The organism is Rhizobium sp. RM (assembly GCF_013390595.1).
Taxonomy (GTDB): Bacteria; Pseudomonadota; Alphaproteobacteria; order Rhizobiales; family Rhizobiaceae; genus Agrobacterium.
Window position 1 is genome coordinate 472,368 of sequence record NZ_JACAWV010000022.1, and the last position, 15,350, is coordinate 487,717.

The following is a 15,350-nucleotide window of genomic DNA, read 5'->3' on the forward strand; positions in this document are numbered from 1 at the left end:
GGTTTATAATCGGTCTTGCACAGAACTTTACTCGCCGGTTCTTGACCCCGGTTGGAGAAAACACATGACGACTGACATCACACTCTCGGAATCCGCTGCAAAACGAATCGCCCAGATCGTCTCTGCCGAGGCTGGAAAACAGGCTCTTCGCGTCTCTGTCGAAGGGGGCGGCTGTTCCGGCTTTTCCTACAAGTTTGACCTCGACGGCGAACCGACCGACGACGATATCGTCATCGCCCGCGGCGACGCCAAGGTGCTGATCGACAGCATGTCCGTGGTCTATATGGCGGGCTCGGAAATCGACTTCGTCGACAATCTGCTTGGCCAGTCGTTCCAGATCAAGAACCCGAACGCCGTCGCAAGCTGTGGCTGCGGCACCAGCTTCTCGATCTGACCCTTCTTTCCACCGCTACCACGCCCCCGCCGGGGGAAAACGGTGGCAATCACTGCCGCATCGGGTAAAAGGATTCCTGTAAAAAGGAATTACCGATGAAGATTGCCACCTGGAACATCAATGGCGTCAAGGCGCGTATCGAAAACCTTTGCCAGTGGCTGAAGGATTCCGCGCCCGATATCGTTTGCCTCCAGGAAATCAAATCGGTCGACGAAGGTTTCCCGCGCCTTGAGATCGAGGCGCTGGGTTATCATGTCGAGACCCACGGCCAGAAAGGCTTCAACGGGGTCGCCCTGCTCTCCAAGGTGAAACCCGACGAGGTCAATCGCGGCCTGCCGGGAGACGACGCCGACGAACAGGCCCGCTTCATCGAGGGTGTATTCTCAGTCGAAGGCGGCGTGATCCGTGTCTGCTCGCTTTATCTGCCGAACGGCAACCCGCCGGACGATCCGGTCAAATACCCCTACAAGCTGGCATGGATGGAGCGTCTTCGTCGTTTCGCCGAAGATCGTCTTGCGCTGGAAGAGCCGCTCATTCTGGCCGGCGACTACAACGTCATCCCCGAACCGTTCGACTGCCATGACCCACGTGTTTGGGAAGGCGATGCGCTGTTTCTGCCGCAGACCCGCACTGCGTTCCGCAAGCTGGAGCATCTGGGCCTCACAGACGCAGCACGCGCGACCACCGATGCAGCGGGTCTTTATACATTTTGGGATTATCAGGCAGGCGCCTGGCCGAAGAACAACGGCATTCGCATCGATCATCTCATGCTTTCGGCGGAAGCGTCCGACCGGCTGCAATCGGTCATGATCGAAAAACACGTTCGCGCCTGGGAAAAACCTTCAGACCACGTGCCCGTCTGCGGTTACTTCGATTTCTCGCCGGTCAACTGACGCATAAGCGCTCGGACCAGACATGTTCGAGCGCAACGAACCGGCATGTTCAGGACGTCATGAAGGCCGACCGGATCAGTCCAGATCTTCGCCACGCATGCTCTGTGCAAGCGAGATGGCGGCGCGGCGATCGTTCTCGGTGGCAAGAGAGAAAGCCTGCTCCTGAATGTTCTGAATCCAGGTGCAATCGGCTGCCGCGCACTTGTCCAGCGCCGCCGTCATGAACGCCAGTCCACGCGTCGTCTGGCCTTCCTGGAACAGGAGATTGCCGAAGATCGACATCGCACCCGCATGGCCGTGTCGGCGTGCCTGGTTGAGCCACTTCTTCGCCTGTTGCACATCAGCGCGGCCGCCCTCGCCGGCCAGGATCATCTCCGCCAGCTTGAACTGTGCTTCCGCAACACCAAAGGTGGAGGCCACCTGGAAATAGAGTTGACGCGCCTGCGACATGTCCATCTTCACCGGGCTGCCGGGAATGCCGTGGCGGTAATAATTGGCGAGAGACAGGAGAGCGTTGACGAAAAATCCGGTATCTTCCGAGCCAGGTTCGACACCCTGGTTGGCGATTTCGCTGTAGATCTTGAAAGCTTCGAAGTCGTTCTGGGCGACGCCATCGCCATAGGCATACATGTTGGCCAGCGCCCAACGGGAGCCGGTGTGACCTTTTTCTGCAGCGTAACGGTAGGCCTCGACAGCCTCATCCTTGTTGCCGTTCTTGTAGGCCTTGAAGCCAAACTTGAACAGATCAAAGGGGCCGGATTCCTTGGTCACGCCTGCATTGATATCAAAAGCCGCAGCAGGCATTGCGAGCGACGCAAGCAACATGCCCAGGAAGAGCGGCTTTATAACGTTGGCTTCACATTTCAGCATTTCAGCGAACTTCTCTCACTCTACCCGGCGTATAGCCAATACTTGCGGAATACTGCAAAGCCAAACTCCGCCGGGTCGCGATTTTTCGAATACACTGCGTCTTTCCGGCAGCACTTTCCAGCGCACCACCGATGGTCTGTTGCGGTAATTGCTCAAGTTTTTCAGTGAGACAGATATAGACATAATTTCCGGCAATATCGCGGCGCCCCACCGCTCTTTTGCCAGGTCCAAACAAGTGCGGGGAGCACAATTCCCTCGTTACTTGCTTAAACCCTGAATCCAAATCCGTTTTCACTTTCCGCAATTCCACAGGACCATAAAAAACGCCTGCATATTCTTCCATTCCCGCGTCCGTAAACAAAGCCAAGCACCTTGTTTGTGGCGGGAAATGGACAAATCTGCCCACATTCCAACGCGACTAGAAGCTTGCAGAAAAGTGTTGCGAAATCGTCACAAAACAGACAGGCCCAAAAATTTTGTCTGTCAGGAATCACAGTCACAAAAGAAAAAAGGCCCGGTTGGTAAACCGGACCTTTCCAAAACGTCACCCTAGGCAGATCGCCTCAGAACTTGACCTTCACACCGGTCGAGATCGCAGCAACGAGATCGTTGCCGAACCGATAAGATGCTTCGTCACCACATGTCATCGTTCCACACGGTGCACCAGAAATCGAGGATTCACCCGATGTCAGGAGACCAATAGCACCAGCAATCTTGAACTCGATATTCTTGTTCGGAGAGTAGACGAGCTGCGTACCGAGCATCCAGGTATCGGTCTGCGTGCCGATAACTGTCGAGGTACCACGGTCCCAGGTCAGGCTGACCGCGCCGCTCCATTGGTCGTTAAACTTGTGGCCAATACCGCCAGAGATCGTCCACCCATCACGGTAGTACAGATCCAGTGTGTTGAGCGCGCCGACACCCGGTACGCAGGGTGAAACGCCGACTGCGCAGAACGGAATGAACTGAATCTGGCTCCAGTCCGTCCACTTGACCGAACCAAACGCCAACCAATCAGGTGCAATACCGGATTGAACCTTAAGCTCAACGCTATCAGGCATCGAGACTGAGCCATAAACCGGAGTGATCTTGCCGCCATAGGCAACGAGAAGTGGATTACCAGCCGCTGGAACACCGCGAAGGTCAACCGTTCCACTTAGATCATGGTCAACAGCGCTGTTGTAAACCAGGCTGGTACGGAAGGCGATTTCCGGAATTTCATAGGCAACACCGGCACGCCAACCCCAGCCGTCACCTTCCATTTCCAGCTTGCCGACGCCCGAATAAAGCGAAGGATAAGCGGGGCCAAGAGCAAGCGGGGAAACGACCTGACGATATTTGTAACCGCTGAGCTCCTGATAGAAGCCGCCACCGATGATCGAGAAGTCACCCTTGCCGAGATCGAACTTCACGCGGCAGGTCGTGGCATAGTTATGCGACTTGACCTTGGTTTCGATGTTGTAGCTCGAGCCCTGCCAGATGCCTGGCTTCAGATGGGCACCCCATGGCTCCGAATAGTCGAACATGCAGTCGCCGAAATCGCCAATGGCTGCTTTGGCGCCAACGCGGGTCGACCAGTAGTTTTCGGAATCATCAGCCGATGTCGACCACGAGGCCGGCAGAGGACCGCCGCCCTTCAGCGGCAATGGATTGTCTCGTGCATCCTTCACTTCGCGCTGAGGCGCAACGAAGGTAGCAGAGCTATCCAGAACATAGTCGGACGGATCGAACAGCAGGTCGATATTGTAGCCGCCGCGCTCAAGGCCGCCAGCCAGCGAAGGCGTTACCGCTGCGATGCTGACCGCAAAACATACCGCGCCGCGAAAAATTGCAGTTTTTGCCATCTCTCTCCCCAATCAAGGCAATGTGATCGTCAACAGACTGAAGTGGTTCGCGGGAAATAACAATCTGCCGCGAGTTGGCGCAGTTCTGCGACAATGTCCCATTTTTTTACGTAAGATTTTCATGTTCGCCCTCTCGCCTAATCATTTTAGGCTATTTTTCTAACCCCACAGCAAAAACCAGACATAAAACGAAACAAATTCCCACTCCGGATGGGAAATGTCGCCGAATGACAACACTGAAAACTTTCCAAAAGAAAGTCCGTTATCAGGCCGTTTTCATTGGATATTTCGCTGTTTTCGTCCCCTTCGCGCCACGTAGACGGCAACGAAACATTTCACTTTGCGATCATGGACGATTCGTCGCTGCAGCGCAGCAAAGGCCGGAAAAGAAACTTTGCAAAACACAAAAAAAGCGCCCCTTTTTCAAGGAGCGCTTTTTTATTGCCACAGTAGCTGGAGGCCGGCTTATCCGGCTTCGCTGACCCGCTGCAACGCAGTCTTGAGGCTGACAAGCTGAACATCCAGCTCCGCCTTGCGTTCGCGGTCTGCCGCCACGACTTCCGGATCGGCATTGGCAACGAACTTCTCGTTGCCGAGCTTCTTGTCGATACGTTCCATTTCGGCTTCGACCTTGCCAATCGCCTTTTCAAGACGTGCCTTCTCAGCCGAGAGATCGATCAGGTTGCCAAGCGGCAGGCAGATGGTCGCTTCGCCGATGATGATCTGCGCGGACCCCTTCGGCGCAACATCCGCACCGCGGATTTCGTCCGCACGGGCAAGACGACGGATCGCGGCCGCATGGCGGTCAAGCCGTGCTTCGGTGGACGTGTTGGCACCGACGACGACGAGCGCTGCCGTCGCACCCGGCGGCACATTCATTTCAGCGCGAGCCGAACGAATGCCGGAAACGAGATCGATCAGCCAGTTGATTTCCGCAGCCGCAGCATCGTCGCGGAATTCCGGCGTCGGCCAGTCGGTGTGGCAAAGAAGATCAGTGCGCTCTTCACCCTCGCCTGCCGTATGCGCCCACAGCTCTTCCGTCATGAACGGCATGAAGGGATGCAGAAGCTTGTAGATTTCTTCCAGAACGTAGGCAGCGCATGCCTGCGATTCCTTCTTAGCGGCTTCGTCTTCGCCGCTGAACACCGGCTTCAGCAGTTCCAGATACCAGTCGCAGAACTGGTTCCAGACGAAGCGGTAGATCGTTCCTGCCGCATCGTTGAAGCGGAAGTTCTCGATCGCACCGGTCAGATCTCTCGTGGTGTTGGCAAGCTCGGTCAGAATCCAGCGGTTGATCGTCAGCGAAGCGGTTTCCGGCAGGAAATGCGGATCGCGCTTCACGCCGTTCATTTCGGCAAAGCGGGTCGCGTTCCATAGCTTCGTACCGAAGTTGCGATAACCGGCGATACGCGCCGGATCGAGCTTCACGTCGCGTCCCTGCGCCGCCATGATGGCAAGCGTGAAGCGCAGCGCATCCGCACCATATTCGTCGATCAGGTCGAGCGGATCGATGACGTTACCCTTGGACTTCGACATCTTCTGGCCGTTCTTGTCGCGGACCAGAGCGTGAATGTAGACCGTGCTGAACGGCTCGACCGGATTGCCCGCATCGTCCTTCATGAAGTGCAGACCCATCTGCATCATACGAACGACCCAGAACGGAATGATATCGAAACCGGTCACAAGCACGTTGGTCGGATAATAGCGCGCCAGTTCCGGCGTCTTTTCCGGCCAGCCGAGCGTCGAAAACGGCCAGAGTGCCGACGAGAACCAGGTGTCGAGAACGTCCTCGTCACGTGTCAGGATTTCGCCCGGCTTGAAGTTCTCGAGCTTTTCCTCGACCCATGCCTTCCACGGACCTTCGTGGGCGATGTAGTGCTGGATAGCCGCTTCCAAAGCCTCTTCTTCGGTCTTTTCAACGAAGACCTGACCATCCGGGCCGTACCAGGCCGGAATCTGGTGACCCCACCAGAGCTGACGCGAAATGCACCAGGGCTGAATGTTTTCCATCCACTGGAAGTAGGTGTTTTCCCAGTTCTTCGGAACGAAATTGGTGCGGCCTTCGCGAACCGAAGCAATCGCCGGCTTGGCCAGCGTCTTGTTGTCGACCCACCACTGGTCGGTCAAACGCGGCTCGATCGGCACACCACCACGGTCGCCATGCGGAACCACATGCTTGTGCGGCTCGATCTTGTCGAGAAGACCGGCTTCTTCGAAGATTTCAACGATGATCTTGCGGGCCGTGAAGCGGTCCTGCCCTTCCAGACGATCCCACGCGCCATGCAGGGCAGCCGGGTTGCTCAGTCCTTCGAGGAAGTCCTCATTGTCCTTGATCGAGATCGTCGCATCGATGTTCATGACGTTGATGGCGCGCAAACCGGCGCGCTTGCCGACTTCGAAGTCGTTGAAATCATGCGCTGGCGTGATCTTGACGGCACCGGTTCCGGCAGCCGGATCGGCATAGCTGTCGGCGACAATCGGGATCTTGCGGCCGACGATCGGCAGAATGACGTGCTTGCCGACGATGCTCTTGTAACGCTCGTCATCGGGGTTGACCGCAATACCGGTGTCACCGAGCATGGTTTCAGGGCGCGTCGTCGCAACAACGATGTAATCGCGGGTTTCGAACTCGGTGGGCTTGCCCTCTTCGTCGAAAGCAATCGGATACTGGTAGGTAACGCCCTTTTCCAGCGGGTAGCGGAAATGCCAGAGGTTCCCCTTCACGTCCAGCTGCTCCACTTCCATGTCGGAAATGGCGGTCAGAAGCTTCGGGTCCCAGTTCACAAGGCGCTTGTCCTTGTAGATCAGGCCATCCTTGTAAAGCGATACGAAAACTTCGAGAACGGCTTCGGAAAGCCCCTCGTCCATGGTGAAGCGTTCACGCGACCAGTCGCAGGACGCGCCAAGGCGCTTCAACTGGTTGAAGATCAACCCGCCGGACTCGGCCTTCCATTCCCAGACCTTTTCGACGAAAGCCTCACGGCCCATGTCGCGACGGCCCGGCAACTGCTGTTCCATCAGCTTGCGCTCGACAACCATCTGCGTGGCAATACCGGCATGGTCCATGCCCGGCTGCCACAACACGTCCTTGCCGCGCATGCGCTCGAAACGGATCATGATGTCCTGCAGCGTATTGTTGAGCGCGTGGCCCATGTGCAGGGAGCCCGTCACGTTCGGCGGCGGGATCACGATGGTGAAGGTTTCCGCGCCTGGCTTGGCGTTGGCACCGGCACGGAAGGCATTGGCCTCGTCCCAGGCTGCGGCGATCTTCGGTTCGACGGATGCGGAATCGTAGGTCTTTTCGAGCATTTCCTGACCTGAATTTTAGAGTTCTATGTTGATTTTTTAAATAAGGATGGCCGGTTGAGAGTCAACAGAAACCGGACATTTCGACGGCAAAGGTTATCAAACAAAAAAGCCGCCCCCGGAACGGAGCGGCCTTTGTACCTAACCTTATCCGTTGATCAGCGGCGCGAACCGCGCGCCACGCGCTCGATTTCCTCGCGCACGAGACGTTCCACCAGCGTCGGAAGATTGTCTTCCAGCCAGTCCTGCAGCATCGGCCGCAGCATTTCCTGCGCCATATCTTCAAGCGAACGGCGCTCCACGCCGTCAAAAACCTCGGCAAGTTCACCAAAGGAACGGGCAATCTGCTCGCCAGCGGCGGCGGAAATCAGGCTGTTGAGCGAGGACATGCCCTCGGCCTGCGGCTCCTCCGGCTGCTGGATGGGCTCGATCTGAGCTTCAAACTGCGGTGCTTCCTCGATTTCCGGCAAAACCAGAGACGGCGCTTCGAAGCGTTCTTCGACAACAGGCGTCTCGATGGCACCACGCAGGGCGACATTTTCGAAACGCGGTTCGGCGACTGCAACATTTTCGATAGCGGCAGCGGCAGCGCGATCCTCGACCGCACCGAAGTTCGGCTGCTCGCGGCTTTCCTGCTGTGCGGCAACCATCAAAGGACGGACATCGGTCGGACGCTGCGCGACCGGACGCTCGATCGGAGCGGGTGCGACCGGGCTTGCTGCCTGCGCCAGTTCTTCTGCACGACGCTGCTGCGCCTGCGCGGCGAATGCCTGCGGTCCCATGGCCGCATTGCGATCGGCAGCAGCTCTGACGCGTGCGGCCACATCGGCAAGCGACATGGTCTTTTCGCCGGCACTCTCCTGCTGTTCGGACATAGAGGCAAATTCCTGTGCGGGGCGCTGGCCGTAGGGCTGGTTAGCCGCAGGTGGAACACGTGTCGGAAGGCTGGACGTATCGGCCGCGAAGGATGTTTCCGCAACCATTTCGTCTTCATCGTCATAGACCGGCGGCAACTGCCCCGAGAACGCACCGGCAGGACCAGGCTCGTTACTTTCGATGATCCGGCGGATCGACGCCAGAATTTCTTCCATGGACGGTTCACGCGCTACGCTTGGCTGAGCCATTTCTATCCCCGAGTTCCACTTAAAGGCCATGCGGGGCGGCAAAACACACACACGCCCCGAATCACCCCTAGTTTAGGCCAGCCGACTCAGGAACTAAATCGCCGATTGAGCGACTTTCGCAGCGGTACACAGCTTTGTTGCGCCAACAAAAAAGCCGGAATGGAAGAACCATCCCGGCTTTTACGAAAAAACATGTGGTTTTCGTCAGAAAACGAAATCCTTGGCCTTGGCAAAGCCCGGAACCGGCTTGATCGACGCGTTGAACAGCGTGACCGAGGACGTGCCGTTGCCGTCACGGCGGTAAACGGTTGCCTTGGCAGCATTGCCGTAGCCAACGACGACGACCAGTCGTCCGCCGTCGCGAAGCTGACCGAGCAGTCCAGCCGGCACGTCTTCGACAGAGCCGTTGATGAAGATCAGATCGTAAGGCGCTTCGCCCGCATAACCCTTTTCAAGATCGCCGGTCACAACGGCAACATTGTCGTAGCCAAGCGAAGCGAGGGTTTCGGTTGCTTCAGCAGCAAGCTGCTCGTCGCTTTCCAGCGAAACGACCGAACCTGCAAGCTGCGACAGGATGGCAGCCGCATAACCGGAACCGCCGCCGATTTCCAGAACCACGTCGTCCTTCGTCACGGCAGCAAGCTGAAGAAGCTTTGCAAGCGGCGAGGCCTTCATGACGTAACGCGCAGGACGACCGTCCTTTGCGGGACAGACCTGCAGATCCTCGTCCACATAGGCAATCTGCTTGACGCCAGCCGGCACGAAAGCTTCGCGCGGAACGTTCGCAAACGCCGTGAGCACGGAATGCGACGTCACGTCGGTCGTACGCAACTGGCTGTCGACCATCTTCGCGCGCGCGGTTTCGAAATCCATCATATCGTTATCGCCTCAATTTCACGGATGCTGGGCAAAAACGCCACGGCTCCAAAGCTCTCAAGCGGCACAGGGCTCCCCCTCGCCTTTCGATAATCTCATAATTGCCCGCGCCCGCGCTTTCAAGCACGCGATGAAGCCTAACAAGGAAAAAGAGCAGGAGGATTTCGGGAGAACAACAGAAAACGACCGCACCAACTGAATGGCACGCTGTCTATTCATCACTGTGTGGTTGAAATTTTGGAGGCCTCGCCCGGAATTGAACCGGGGTACAAGGATTTGCAGTCCTCTGCGTCACCACTCCGCCACGAGGCCTCACACGCTCTTCGTTTCGAGCGATGGCGGGCATTTAGAACGAATCCATTTTGGGTGCAAGGGGGTTAAAGTCGAATGCCAATTTTTTCCGTGAACATCTCAACGTCATTCACGGAACTCTTTGCATTCTTGTGATGGCCCCCCACGACCCAATTTCTGGATAAGCAAAGAAACGGCACCACAGGCTGCATCAAAGAGACACGCCTGTGGTGCCATCGGTTAAACTCGGCCCAGGAGCACGAGGATCAGCACGATCACCAGAACCAGACCAAGGCCGCCCGAGGGGCCGTAGCCGTAATTGTGGTATCCCCAGCTCGGCAGCGCGCCGATGAGGAAAAGAATAAGAAGAATGACGAGGATTGTGCCGAGCATTTGGACCCTCCTGGAGTTGCATTTGTCCTGCGGATTCAAATGGTCGAGCGCGATAAAGGTTCCGCGGGGCAATGCTGATTCTGCAAGGTAATTTCTCGGCCTATATGTGGGATGCCAGCATGGTACATACTCAAATCAAGTCGCCCGTCCCCTGAAACTGGCGGGAGGCGAAGAGACCCGGTAACACTGGCAGTGCGCCGGGTCTCTTTTAATCCATCGGCCCTTTTTCGGGCCTCGCATCTGTCACGCCGGCGTTTTGTATCGCTGTAAACGGCACCGGCCAGATTGCGTCTTGACCACCCCTTCTCCCGCGGATTGGAAAATCCGAACCGGAGAAAAAACGAGAATTCCATGTCCGGTTTCGCGAACCTCATTCCGCTCTTCATCTGCGCGCTGTTCATCTATGTTTTCTTCCGCTGGGTCGCAAAAGACATCCAGACTCCGAAAAAGAAATAGCCGTCCGGCGGCGTTATCCTCGTTGACAAACCGGTGCCTGCGCTGGACACCGGGCATCGGGAACCTGTTTGCCCGCACGGCGTTTTCCACGACGCAATTCGGAGGATATGATGAACAAGATCGCGCCTTATGCCGCAACCGTACTGAGCCTTGGGCTGACAGGCTGCACCGTCGCAGCGCCGGCCTATGAAGTGGAGCCGATTCCCGGCAGCATCATCTATAATGGGCAACCGCGCACCAAGTTGACGAAGTCGCCAATCGGCAGCACGTTCAGCCATGAGTTCCGGATCGACAGCAGCACGAAGGCGATCGAGACCTATCGCATCGCGCCGGATCGCTCGCTACAACTCATCAATCGCCGCATCGTGCGCGACTGGCCGATGTTTGGACGCGACGACTAAAGGCTGCAGGTTGCGTGCGACATCGTGCGGCGCGGAACGGGATTGCGCATCCCGGCCGCTTGGGTTAGAGCCCGACACAAGATTTTGACATGGATGAGCGATGAACACGCGCTGGCAAAAACCCGTCCTGATCGCGTTTGAAACGCCGGGCGAGTACACGACCATTGACACCACACAGGCAGCCTCCTGGGCGCTGATCGAGGATTGGCCTGTCGAAGACGGCGATGCGCTGGACAAAGCGCTGCTGGTCTGCGCCGCTGTCGATGCGGGTAAAAAGAAGCCCGAAGATGCAAGAAAAGCCTTTGTCGCCGCCGCGATCGAAGCTGGACTGGACTTCAAGGCGTAATAAGCAGCCAATTTACGGCTCTATTGCACAGCGAAAACAGGATTTCCGACATATGAAAAAAGCCCTGTTCATTACCCTTCTCTCCTGCCTCGTCATCGGTATCGTCGGCCACCTCGTCGTCGCTTTCGTGATCTCCGGTTGACGACCTGAATAACGCTGTCCGTTCCTGACGGAAATTTTGCATTCCCGAACGGAACCACAACACGCATTTGTCGTTCATTCTCCACGCGATGCAAGGAGGAAGAGACATGCGAGACGGATTGAATGGTGTTCTGGAAATCTCATTGATTGGCGTGGTTATTGCCAGCTGCCTGATGATGGTCAGCCTGCCGATCTGACGGCCCCTCACCTCATCCGTTATCCAGTCTCGGACCGGTAAACCCGGTAGAAAAAATGCGGCCTTTCGGGCCGCATTTTCTTTTCTGGAAGGAGGCTAGGATCAGGCCGAAACCTTGGCGGCGATTTTCGCCACATGTGCACCCTGGAAACGGGCACCTTCCAGTTCGATCTCGGAAGGCTGGCGCGAACCGTCTCCATCGGTAATGGTCGACGCACCATAAGGCGAACCACCCTTGATTTCGTCAACGCCCATCTGTCCCTGGAATGCATAGGGAAGACCGGCAACGACCATGCCATGATGCAGGAAGGTGGGCAGGAAACCGAGAATGGTGGATTCCTGACCGCCATGCTGGGTGGCAGACGACGTGAAAGCCGAGCCGACCTTGCCGACCAGCTTGCCGGTGAACCACAGGCCACCGGTCTGATCCCAGAAATTGCGCATCTGCGACGCGACCGTGCCAAAGCGCGTGCCGGCACCAACGATGATTGCGTCATATTCCGCCAGTTCGTCCACGGTTGCCACAGGAGCAGCCTGGTCCAGCTTGAAATGCGAAGACTTGGCAACGGCTTCCGGAACCAGTTCCGGAACCCGCTTGACGACGGCTTCCGCACCGGTCGATTTCACGCCTTCCGCCACGGCATAAGCCATTTTTTCGATATGGCCGTAGGACGAATAATAGAGCACCAGAACCTTGGTCATTCTCTTTGTTTCCTTTGCTGTGAGGGTTTCCGGCGTGCCGGCCAGGAACCGTTTCAAAAACTCGATAATCATAAGCGAATATCCCTGAAAGCAAGCTGCGATCTCTCAAGGGAGCGCACGGCACTTCCAATCCTTGTTCGCCGCCTGCCGTTATCGCAAAACCGTGCAACAGTTTTGCACGTCTTGCCTGGAAAGCATGGAACGGAAGGTAGCCAAGAGCCCGGCCCTCGACCAGCCAGACTTCGACAAACGCACTGTTCACGATGATTGAACGAGAAACGCCAGCGTCAATCAATCCTATCCATAAGTTCAGCCAAAAGCGCTTTGCATTCCGACGGCAGAGCGCTAACGTCGGGCGAAACAGATGACGAGTACAACCATGTCCAGCCCCTCCTCCACCCAATCCGTCGTAACCGCAGCCATGCTCGCAATCGGTGACGAACTTCTCTCGGGACGCACCAAGGACAAGAACATCGGTCATCTCGCCGATGTGCTGACCATGTCCGGTATCGACCTCAAGGAAGTCCGTATCGTCGCCGATGAAGAAGCCTCGATCGTCGAGGCGCTCAATGCGCTGCGCGCACGTTACGACTATGTTTTTACCTCGGGTGGCATTGGGCCGACCCATGACGACATCACTGCCGATGCCGTCTCCGCAGCCTTTGGCCTGCCATGCGAACACGATGCGGAAGCGCTGCGTATTCTGGGCGACATGTACCGCGTTCGCGAAATGGAATTTACCGAGGCGCGCAAGCGCATGGCCCGCATGCCCAAAGGTGCGGCCCATATCGCCAATCCGGTCTCCGTTGCGCCCGGTTTCGTCATCGGCAACGTCTATGTGATGGCGGGTGTGCCGCAGGTATTTCAGGCCATGCTCGACAACGTGATGCCGACATTGCGCACGGGATCGAAGGTCATGTCGCAGGCGGTGCGCTCCCCCTATGGCGAGGGCGATATCGGCACGCCGCTGACCGCAATTCAGAAAGCACATCCCGAAACCAGCATCGGTTCCTACCCGAAATATGACGGCCAGCGTTTCTCGACGGAGATCGTCGTGCGTGCCCGCGACCCTCAGGTTCTGAAGGCAGCGGCGGATGCCGTTTCGGAAATGATCGAAGCCATCGGCCGCGAGAAAAGGCTCGCTGCCAGCAAGGGCGATGCAACCGCCTGAACAGCAAAACGGTTTGACCAATATCAAGGTGATGTCCGCAAAACCGGACCACGCTTCACCATCGAAAATGCCGATATAATGTCGGCCAACGAGGAGAATAGCATGGGTTACAAGACAATACTTGCCGTTGTCGACAATGTTGCGAACACGCAAAAGCTCGACGATTTCGTCGTCAGCCTTGCCAACCAGTTTTCTGCCCATGTGATCGGCTTGCACATGGAAACCCTTGCTGCGGTTCCACTCGTGGCGCCAATGGAAATTCCAGATCCTGCAACCGTGCAGGCCATTCAGGATGTGGCGCACAAGGAAACGACGGAGATCGGTTCGATTTTCGAACGCACGCTTGCGGCGAATGGCATTTCGCATGAGTGGCGCAGCTTCGTGACCTCGGTGGGTTACGCCTCTGCCGCAGCAATCGACAGCGCGCGGTGCGCCGACCTGGTCGTTGCACGCCAGAGCAGCACCTCGGCACTGTCCGACAGCCGCTCGGATATCGACAGTTTTCTTTATGAAAGCGGTCGCCCCGTTCTTCTCGTTCCGCATGTCCTGACCGAACCGAAGCCGATCCGCAAAGTGCTGATTGCCTGGAACGGATCGCGCGAAGCAACGCGCGCGACCTTCGACGCCCTGCCGTTCCTGAAAGAAGCGGAAAGTGTCGAAATCTTCTCCGTTGATCCGGTTGAAAGCGAAACGCAATCTTCCACCATGGCCGGGGCGGAACTTGCCGCGACCCTTGCGCGCCATGGCGTCAACGTCACCGTCACCTCGCAGGAAAAGATCGCCGGCATCTCGCCGCAGGCGGCAATCGAGAACCGCCTGTCCGATAACAGCATCGATCTGCTCGTGATGGGCGCTTACGGCCACTCACGCTGGTGGGAAATGCTGTTTGGCGGCGTGACGCGCACGCTGCTCGATTCCATGACGGCGATGACGCTGCTGTCGCGCTGATCGTCGCCGCGCATCTCGTCAGGCAACAGTCAGACGCCCCGTCACTCTCAGCCGGGGCGTCCTTTCTTTCCGGTTTTGGATCGTCCACAGCCCCAAACATTGCAGAACTGCCGTGAAATGGTGGCCGCAGCAGCGCAAAGCTTGCCTTTTTGCTGGACTTGCGGCTATTAGCCCAACCCATCACCAATTTGACCGGACGGTAAACGATGTCCCTGCCCGATAAAGCCTTTCCCGTTTCCTGGGATCAGTTCCACCGCGACGCCCGTGCACTCGCCTGGCGTCTTGCCGGCCTCGACCGCGAGTTCAAGGCCATTGTCTGTATTACCCGCGGCGGCCTCGTACCGGCTGCCATCATTTCCCGCGAGCTGAACATTCGTCTGATCGACACCGTCTGCATCGCCACACGTCACGATTATGTGAACCAGGGCGAGACGGTATTGCTGAAGGGCATTGCTCCGGAACTTGCAGCCGATGGCGGCGAAGGCGTTCTGGTTGTGGACGACCTGACGGACACCGGCAAAACTGCCATTGAAGTGCGCGAGATGCTGCCGAAGGCACACTTTGCCTGCGTCTACGCAAAGCCGAAGGGCGTGCCGACCATCGACACCTTCGTGACCGAAGTGAGCCAGGACACCTGGATCTACTTCCCCTGGGATATGGGCTTCACCTACCAGGAGCCGATCGCCAAGGGTTCGCGCGGCTGATAGCGAAAGCACATGCAAGCAAAAACCGCCTGTTACGGGCGGTTTTTTTATGGGGAAAAGGTTCTTTTCCAATCCGGCAAAAAAGGCCGAAAAAATGATTGCGTCACGAATATGTCGCACCCCAAAAGCCGCAAAATCAGCATTCCGCTAGGAAAGCCAGCCTCGCGCAAGCTTCAAATTTATGCGCCAAGTCACTGATTTTTCTAAGAGCTTTTCCTTTCCCCGTTTTCCACAGGCCCTACACACAATATCTTGTGGTTAAAAAACCCTTTCAATCTATGGCTTGACGAATCT

At 57.0% G+C, this 15,350-nt stretch carries 16 protein-coding genes and 1 tRNA gene; 8 read left to right on the forward strand and 9 right to left on the reverse strand.

Going from position 1 to position 15,350, the window contains the following annotated elements:
- Window positions 1–64: 64 nt before the first annotated feature.
- Together erpA and xth are read left to right on the forward strand one after the other, a co-directional pair.
- Window positions 65–394: an iron-sulfur cluster insertion protein ErpA gene (gene erpA, locus HWX89_RS18825; protein ID WP_138793201.1), complete on the forward strand. Its 330-nt coding sequence runs from the start codon at window positions 65–67 to the stop codon at window positions 392–394.
- A gap of 95 nt (window positions 395–489) precedes the next feature.
- On the forward strand, window positions 490–1,287 hold the full coding sequence (xth, locus tag HWX89_RS18830) for an exodeoxyribonuclease III (RefSeq protein WP_138793202.1): 798 nt from the start codon (window positions 490–492) through the stop codon (window positions 1,285–1,287).
- Window positions 1,288–1,362: 75 nt separating this feature from the next.
- Here the strand turns inward: xth and exoR are convergent, their stop codons facing one another.
- The 3 genes from exoR to HWX89_RS18845 all read right to left on the reverse strand — a co-directional run bounded on the left by exoR (window position 1,363) and on the right by HWX89_RS18845 (window position 4,001).
- On the reverse strand, window positions 1,363–2,157 hold the full coding sequence (exoR, locus tag HWX89_RS18835; protein WP_138793203.1) for an exopolysaccharide production regulator ExoR: 795 nt from the start codon (window positions 2,155–2,157) through the stop codon (window positions 1,363–1,365).
- A 1-nt stretch (window position 2,158) separates the two neighbouring features.
- Window positions 2,159–2,500: a hypothetical protein gene (locus HWX89_RS18840; RefSeq protein WP_246705216.1), complete on the reverse strand. Its 342-nt coding sequence runs from the start codon at window positions 2,498–2,500 to the stop codon at window positions 2,159–2,161.
- 220 nt (window positions 2,501–2,720) lie between these two features.
- A complete protein-coding gene (locus HWX89_RS18845) occupies window positions 2,721–4,001 on the reverse strand; it encodes an outer membrane protein transport protein (protein ID WP_138793204.1) in 1,281 nt (426 codons plus the stop codon).
- Between the two features lie 227 nt (window positions 4,002–4,228).
- Here HWX89_RS18845 and HWX89_RS18850 point away from each other — a divergent pair, with 227 nt between their 5' ends.
- Complete coding sequence (locus tag HWX89_RS18850) at window positions 4,229–4,483, forward strand: hypothetical protein (protein ID WP_138793205.1); 255 nt, start codon at window positions 4,229–4,231, stop codon at window positions 4,481–4,483.
- Here the strand turns inward: HWX89_RS18850 and HWX89_RS18855 are convergent.
- The 5 genes from HWX89_RS18855 to HWX89_RS18875 form a co-directional block, all read right to left on the reverse strand.
- Window positions 4,467–7,310 carry a valine--tRNA ligase gene (locus HWX89_RS18855; RefSeq protein ID WP_138793206.1) on the reverse strand — a complete coding sequence of 948 codons (2,844 nt, stop codon included), beginning with the start codon at window positions 7,308–7,310 and terminating at the stop codon, window positions 4,467–4,469. The genes HWX89_RS18850 and HWX89_RS18855 overlap by 17 nt on opposite strands.
- Window positions 7,311–7,465: 155 nt before the next feature.
- Complete coding sequence (locus tag HWX89_RS18860; protein WP_138793207.1) at window positions 7,466–8,431, reverse strand: PopZ family protein; 966 nt, start codon at window positions 8,429–8,431, stop codon at window positions 7,466–7,468.
- A 204-nt stretch (window positions 8,432–8,635) separates the two neighbouring features.
- Entirely contained in the window at window positions 8,636–9,307 is a 672-nt protein-coding gene (locus HWX89_RS18865; protein ID WP_138793208.1) for a protein-L-isoaspartate O-methyltransferase family protein, read from the reverse strand.
- A gap of 238 nt (window positions 9,308–9,545) precedes the next feature.
- Window positions 9,546–9,619, reverse strand: a tRNA-Cys gene (locus HWX89_RS18870).
- Between the two features lie 219 nt (window positions 9,620–9,838).
- On the reverse strand, window positions 9,839–9,991 hold the full coding sequence (locus HWX89_RS18875) for a DUF3309 family protein (RefSeq protein WP_138793209.1): 153 nt from the start codon (window positions 9,989–9,991) through the stop codon (window positions 9,839–9,841).
- A gap of 566 nt (window positions 9,992–10,557) precedes the next feature.
- Between HWX89_RS18875 and HWX89_RS18880 the strand changes: the two genes are divergently transcribed.
- Window positions 10,558–10,848, forward strand: coding sequence for a hypothetical protein (locus HWX89_RS18880; RefSeq protein WP_138793210.1), 291 nt, complete (start codon window positions 10,558–10,560; stop codon window positions 10,846–10,848).
- A 100-nt stretch (window positions 10,849–10,948) separates the two neighbouring features.
- On the forward strand, window positions 10,949–11,194 hold the full coding sequence (locus tag HWX89_RS18885) for a DUF982 domain-containing protein (protein ID WP_138793211.1): 246 nt from the start codon (window positions 10,949–10,951) through the stop codon (window positions 11,192–11,194).
- 439 nt (window positions 11,195–11,633) lie between these two features.
- Here HWX89_RS18885 and wrbA read toward each other — a convergent pair whose 3' ends face one another.
- Window positions 11,634–12,233 (reverse strand): NAD(P)H:quinone oxidoreductase type IV, encoded by a 600-nt coding sequence (gene wrbA / locus HWX89_RS18890; RefSeq protein ID WP_138793231.1) that lies wholly within the window; start codon window positions 12,231–12,233, stop codon window positions 11,634–11,636.
- 379 nt (window positions 12,234–12,612) lie between these two features.
- Here wrbA and HWX89_RS18895 point away from each other — a divergent pair, with 379 nt between their 5' ends.
- The 3 genes from HWX89_RS18895 to gpt all read left to right on the forward strand — a co-directional run bounded on the left by HWX89_RS18895 (window position 12,613) and on the right by gpt (window position 15,056).
- Window positions 12,613–13,404, forward strand: coding sequence for a competence/damage-inducible protein A (locus HWX89_RS18895; protein ID WP_138793232.1), 792 nt, complete (start codon window positions 12,613–12,615; stop codon window positions 13,402–13,404).
- 102 nt (window positions 13,405–13,506) lie between these two features.
- Window positions 13,507–14,352, forward strand: a complete 846-nt coding sequence (locus tag HWX89_RS18900) for a universal stress protein (RefSeq protein WP_138793212.1) — start codon at window positions 13,507–13,509, stop codon at window positions 14,350–14,352.
- A 206-nt stretch (window positions 14,353–14,558) separates the two neighbouring features.
- Complete coding sequence (gene gpt / locus HWX89_RS18905; protein ID WP_138793213.1) at window positions 14,559–15,056, forward strand: xanthine phosphoribosyltransferase; 498 nt, start codon at window positions 14,559–14,561, stop codon at window positions 15,054–15,056.
- Window positions 15,057–15,350: the final 294 nt, after the last annotated feature.

What these genes read in the sequence shown, in the direction of transcription:
- HWX89_RS18875 (WP_138793209.1), bottom strand. Translation starts at nt 9,991, where the DNA reads ATGCTCGGCACAATCCTCGTCATTCTTCTTATTCTTTTCCTCATCGGC.
- HWX89_RS18855 (WP_138793206.1), bottom strand. Translation starts at nt 7,310, where the DNA reads ATGCTCGAAAAGACCTACGATTCCGCATCCGTCGAACCGAAGATCGCC.
- HWX89_RS18860 (WP_138793207.1), bottom strand. Translation starts at nt 8,431, where the DNA reads ATGGCTCAGCCAAGCGTAGCGCGTGAACCGTCCATGGAAGAAATTCTG.
- HWX89_RS18840 (WP_246705216.1), bottom strand. Translation starts at nt 2,500, where the DNA reads ATGGAAGAATATGCAGGCGTTTTTTATGGTCCTGTGGAATTGCGGAAA.
- HWX89_RS18865 (WP_138793208.1), bottom strand. Translation starts at nt 9,307, where the DNA reads ATGATGGATTTCGAAACCGCGCGCGCGAAGATGGTCGACAGCCAGTTG.
- HWX89_RS18885 (WP_138793211.1), top strand. Translation starts at nt 10,949, where the DNA reads ATGAACACGCGCTGGCAAAAACCCGTCCTGATCGCGTTTGAAACGCCG.
- gpt (WP_138793213.1), top strand. Translation starts at nt 14,559, where the DNA reads ATGTCCCTGCCCGATAAAGCCTTTCCCGTTTCCTGGGATCAGTTCCAC.
- exoR (WP_138793203.1), bottom strand. Translation starts at nt 2,157, where the DNA reads ATGCTGAAATGTGAAGCCAACGTTATAAAGCCGCTCTTCCTGGGCATG.
- xth (WP_138793202.1), top strand. Translation starts at nt 490, where the DNA reads ATGAAGATTGCCACCTGGAACATCAATGGCGTCAAGGCGCGTATCGAA.
- erpA (WP_138793201.1), top strand. Translation starts at nt 65, where the DNA reads ATGACGACTGACATCACACTCTCGGAATCCGCTGCAAAACGAATCGCC.
- HWX89_RS18850 (WP_138793205.1), top strand. Translation starts at nt 4,229, where the DNA reads ATGACAACACTGAAAACTTTCCAAAAGAAAGTCCGTTATCAGGCCGTT.
- HWX89_RS18880 (WP_138793210.1), top strand. Translation starts at nt 10,558, where the DNA reads ATGAACAAGATCGCGCCTTATGCCGCAACCGTACTGAGCCTTGGGCTG.
- HWX89_RS18895 (WP_138793232.1), top strand. Translation starts at nt 12,613, where the DNA reads ATGTCCAGCCCCTCCTCCACCCAATCCGTCGTAACCGCAGCCATGCTC.
- wrbA (WP_138793231.1), bottom strand. Translation starts at nt 12,233, where the DNA reads ATGACCAAGGTTCTGGTGCTCTATTATTCGTCCTACGGCCATATCGAA.
- HWX89_RS18900 (WP_138793212.1), top strand. Translation starts at nt 13,507, where the DNA reads ATGGGTTACAAGACAATACTTGCCGTTGTCGACAATGTTGCGAACACG.
- HWX89_RS18845 (WP_138793204.1), bottom strand. Translation starts at nt 4,001, where the DNA reads ATGGCAAAAACTGCAATTTTTCGCGGCGCGGTATGTTTTGCGGTCAGC.